4 protein-coding genes are annotated in these 4,782 nt (G+C 66.6%); 2 read left to right on the forward strand and 2 right to left on the reverse strand.

Annotated elements, in window-relative coordinates; genetic code table 11:
- On the forward strand, positions 1 to 780 hold a 780-nt coding region (locus tag Q1J95_RS14520), incomplete at its 5' end, for a YafY family protein (RefSeq protein ID WP_300268838.1).
- A gap of 76 nt (positions 781 to 856) precedes the next feature.
- Positions 857 to 1,882, forward strand: coding sequence for a LacI family DNA-binding transcriptional regulator (locus Q1J95_RS14525; RefSeq protein ID WP_300268841.1), 1,026 nt, complete (start codon positions 857 to 859; stop codon positions 1,880 to 1,882).
- 3 nt (positions 1,883 to 1,885) lie between these two features.
- Here Q1J95_RS14525 and Q1J95_RS14530 read toward each other — a convergent pair whose 3' ends face one another.
- Positions 1,886 to 4,489 carry a glycoside hydrolase family 38 C-terminal domain-containing protein gene (locus Q1J95_RS14530; RefSeq protein ID WP_300268844.1) on the reverse strand — a complete coding sequence of 868 codons (2,604 nt, stop codon included), beginning with the start codon at positions 4,487 to 4,489 and terminating at the stop codon, positions 1,886 to 1,888.
- A 28-nt stretch (positions 4,490 to 4,517) separates the two neighbouring features.
- The coding region (locus Q1J95_RS14535) for an AGE family epimerase/isomerase (RefSeq protein ID WP_300268845.1) at positions 4,518 to 4,782 on the reverse strand (265 nt) is incomplete at its 5' end.

A 4,782-nucleotide genomic window follows, 5' to 3' on the forward strand; every position in this document is an offset into this window, starting at 1 on the left:
ATCAAGGGCCCCGATGGCGGTTACCGGCTCGCGCCCGGTGCAGGCCTTCCGCCGCTGATGTTCGATGATGAGCAGGCCATCGCGATCGCCATTGCCCTGCAGAGCATCCCTTCGAGCGGCGTCGACATCGACGAGGGCGCGCAGCGGGCGCTCGCCACCGTTCGGCAGGTGATGCCGTCGCGCCTGCGACACCGCATCGACGGCATCCGCTTCACCGATACCGCGCGCCGGGAACGCGTCGACCCCGCGGCTCTCGAAGCCGTCAGCGCCGCCGTGCGCGACCGGCAGACTCTGCGCTTCGGATACGGCGAGCGCGACGTACCGCTCAGGCGCACGCACCCGCACGCGATCGTCGCGCGCGGCGGCCGCTGGTATCTGATCGCCTGGGACCTCGACGAAGACGACTGGCGCATCTTCCGCCTCGACCGCATGTCGCCGCGGCATCCGGCAGGCCCGGGATTCCTCCCCCGGGCCCTCCCCGCGACGGATGCCCAAACCTACCTCGCCGCACGCTCCAAAGGATCGGATGCCGAAGACCGCTGGCCGTGCGTCGGGCAGATCGACCTCGCCCTGCCCGCTCGCGATGCAGCGCCGTGGATCGCCGACGGAGAACTCGAGCCGCTCACCGACCAGTCGTGCCGCATCACCATCGGGTCGTGGTCATGGGTCGGCGTCCTCGCCTTCGTCACCCGCTTCGACGTGCCGTTCACGATTGTCGGGCCGCCCGAGCTGGCCGAGGCATCCGAAATGCTGGCCGTTAGGTTTCGGCAGGCGACCTGATCTGAAGCAGGCGCGGTGTGGAGGGGCGTCTCAGCCATCCTGGTAACGTTCCCTATGGAGCGGATGGAGGCCGGTCATGACTACACGAGGGCGCCGCCCAACCGTCAAAGAGGTGGCGCAGCGTGCGGGCGTGAGCCCGATGACCGTCTCTCGCACCCTCTCCGGCGGCGTCAACGTCAAGCCCGACGTACAGCAGCGCGTACTCGCCGCGGTCGCCGAACTCGGATATCACCGCAACGAGAACGCACGGAGCATCCGCCCCGGCCAGTCGAGCGGCTTGATCGGCGTCGCCATCACGAACATCGCCAACCCGTACTACAGCACCTTCGCGCTCGGTGTCGAGGAAGAAGCCGCATTGACCGGCCGTCGCATCCTGCTCGGCAACACGTCCGAGGATTCCGCACGCGAAGCCGCGCTCGTCGGTGATTTTCTCGGGCGCCGCGTCGACGGCCTCGTCGTCGTGCCTGCCGGACCAGCAACCGAGCACCTCACCCAGTCGCAGAAGCAGGGAGTTCCGGTCGTCCTCGCGTCCCGCCGGGTAGAAGGGCTCGCCGCCGACAGCGTCGTGCTCTCCGACGAAGACGGTGCCTACCGCGGCGCGATCGCGCTCATCGACGCCGGCCACACACGTATCGGCTACCTCGGCAACACCCTTGCGATCTTCACCGGCAAGCGCCGGCACGCCGGTTTCGTGCGCGCCCTCAAAGAACGGGGCATACCGGTCGAACCCGACCTCATCGCAGCCGAGCAGCAGACGGTCGAACAGGCGCGAGAAGCCGCCCGCGCACTGCTCAACATGAGTAACGCACCCACCGCGATCTTCTGCGCCAACAACCGGAACTCCATCGGCGCCCTCAAAGAGATCAATCACCAACTGAAGTCCGGGCTCAAGACCGTCACCGAGTTTCCCGAGGTCATGAGCTTCGACGACTTCGAGCTCGCCGAGCTCTCACCCGTGCCCATCAGCGTCGTCGACCACGACCCGCGCGAGTTGGGCAGGACGGCAGCGCGCCTGCTCTTGAAACGACTGGATGCCGGTGGCGAAAGCGTCGCCGTGCAAGAAGTCGAGCTGCCGGTGTCGCTGCGGATGCACGTTCAATAGGGTCTACGGCGTCACGCGGAACGACGCCTCGTCATGCGACGCCAGCGTCTCTGGCATCTCTGCCAGCGGCTCTTCGAGAACGCTGACTGCCTCGACCTCGCCGAGCGTCCGCAGCGCATCGAGGGGAACCTCAACCGCCGCGGCTGAGTTGTTCCGCAGCCGAACAATCAGCCCCTCACCGAACGTCGCCGGCTTCACCGTCGCCTCGACGCCATCGATCTCGGGCAGCGAGAACACGGTGCCGCGCTCATCGCGCAGCGGCACATAGTCGCGCAGCACGATCGGTGCGACCGACTCGGTCTCGGCGAACCGCTGCGCGGCAGCCGGATCGCACGCACCCTCGTGGGTGGTCAGTCGATAGCGCAGCGTCGCCACGCCCTCTTGGCTGGCCTTGAAGTTCACCATCCAGTGGTTGTTCATCGCCCACGACACGAAGCCCGGCCTCTCGGGGGCTGCGAGCTCGGCAATCTGGTTCGTCGTGATGCCACCGAGCTGAAGCAGCGGCGCCTCCAGCGCCACGAGCGTGACACCCCGCGCACCGTCGCTGACGTCAGCCCAGCGCCGCAGCGGAAAGAAGTCGCGCACAGCGCCCGGCAGCTGATCCTCTTCAGGTGCCAGCGGAACACCGTTGACGTCGAGCGTGTATGTCTGCCCATCCAGTCGTGTGGGGAACAGGATGTAGATCGACTCGGGATCGGTGAGCGCCAGCCGCGTCACGTGCCAATCCACGTGCAGAACCGCCTGGCGGCTCGGCAGCGCGATGCGCAGCACGGCGGTCGAGCAGCCGCGCAGTTCGACCGTGACCTCTGCCACCGCGTAACCGGGCTCGACGAAGGTGCGCACGCTGTGCACCACATCGGGCACGCGCCGGTCGAACGGTGGGTCCTCTTGCCAGTAGCCGAAGTCCCAGCTGCCGAAATCCTGTAGATAGAGGGCATCGCGACCCAGCGGCGAGTCGACCGTCTCGTGCACGATCTGACCGAACCCACCCTCGGGCATCGTGTCGGCGTACTCGTGGCCCGATCGCTTATCGATCCACGACGCGATCGCACCCGTGCTCTCATCAATCACGACCGCATAGAACTCGTTCTCGATGCGCCGTTCGTCCGCGACAAGGTCGTCATCGTCGATTCCTCCGCTGATCGGCGTGAACGCATACCCACCACCCGGCACGACGAGCCGACGCCGCGCGAGATCGGTGTGCGGCGGCCCGCCCCAGGGCACATCGCGCGGGAAGAAGCTCTCCAGCATCCCACCCGGCGCACCGCCGGAGCGGAACTCCGGCACCTCAACGATCAGACTGCGCTCATAGGGCAGCGTGTTGAAGACGAGCAACTGGGCGCGGGGATCGGTCGGATATGCATCATCGCTGTCGAGATCGCCGAGGTTGAAGCGGCCCTCCGGCACCCGCTCAGCAAGACCGTCGGCCAGCTGACGCGCCGACCGCGTGAGCATGTCATGCGTGTGCATCGCCGCGTCGTACGCGAAGTTCGCCTTACGATTCCACTGCGCCTTCGTGAACAGCGAATCCGGCGCATCGATGCTCGAGAACGCGCCCCACGTGTGCTCATCGTAGAGCGTCATCGTCTCGTAGACGCGCTCGACGAAGTCCCCCGCCAGATCGGGCTGTCGCCCATCGGCGACGAGCCACGACGCCAGCGTCTCGGCCGAGGCGAGCAGCTCGTGCGTGACGCGATTCAGACCCGTCTCATATGCGCTGGATGCCGCGCCATCCGCCCACCAGTCGGTCCAGTCGCCGCGCCACGTCGGCAGCTTGTCGCCCCACTCGTCACGCAGGTGATCACGAAACATGCGGGGGGTGGCGAATTCCAGTGCGGGCGTGCGCCCCTCATCGTTCCACTGGCGCACGAACTCAGCCATGCGCGCATCCGGCGGGCCGTTGTCAACGCGCATCGGATGCGTGGATTCGACGTAGAGGGTGTCGAACGGGAACGACTCGTCGCGCTCGAGCGCATCGAGATACGGCGGCAACGATTCGTCGACGAACCGCCAGTCGCCGAGCTTGGCCTGACTGCGACCGAACAGATAGTGAAAGCCGTTCCACGTCAGCAGACGGTTGCCCGCCGGCCCCTCCCACCAGAAACCACCGGGGAACGGCCGCGGTGCACGCCCACGCGACTGGTTGATCGCGAGGGTGAGGAAGTCGACGCCGATCATCGGCAGCAGATCAGCGAACATCCAGCTGATGCCGTTCACGTCGTCCTGCATCGCCGTCTCGACCTCGAGGCCCATCTCTTCGCGCAGCACCCGCACCGGATACAGCGAACGCCGCATCTGCTCGGGCGTGAGCAGCGGCGTCATGTTGTATTGCATCGCGGCGACATCGATCGCACCCTGCGCCTGCCAATAACGAAAGCGCTCCTGCTCGGCAGCACCCGCGCTGCGCAGATACTTCACGAGCGGCCCCGTCACCTCGCAGACCCAGCGGTAGCGATCGCTCTCGCGCCGATCGGCCGTCGCTTCGATGAGATCGAGCGCATCCCGCACGAACTCGCCATGCTGGCGGAACGCGACATCCTGATAGTCGTTGAACCCGATGTCATGATGGGTGTGGTTCGCGATGAGGATTCGCGTGATCTGCGTCATGGTTACCCCTCCGTGGTGACGTTGGTCTTCAGGTCTGGCCGTTGTCGATGGCGCCCGTCCTCGCTGCGGCCGCGAAGCCCTGCGGGCGTGTGAGCCGAGCCGCGAGCGTGGCCTGGAACGCGTGGTACAGGTCGGGCTTTCCGTCCCAGGTCGCCGTCGCCGGGCGGTTTCGCACATCGAGCTCGTGCCACCACGAACCGCTCCGATGATCGGCGAAGTACGTGGTGATGTCATGCCAGAAGTCCGAGTAGTACTCGGCATACTCCGGTTCACCGGTTGCCCGCGCGAGCCAC

The organism is Microbacterium sp., assembly GCF_029263575.1.
Classification (GTDB): domain Bacteria; phylum Actinomycetota; class Actinomycetes; order Actinomycetales; family Microbacteriaceae; genus Microbacterium.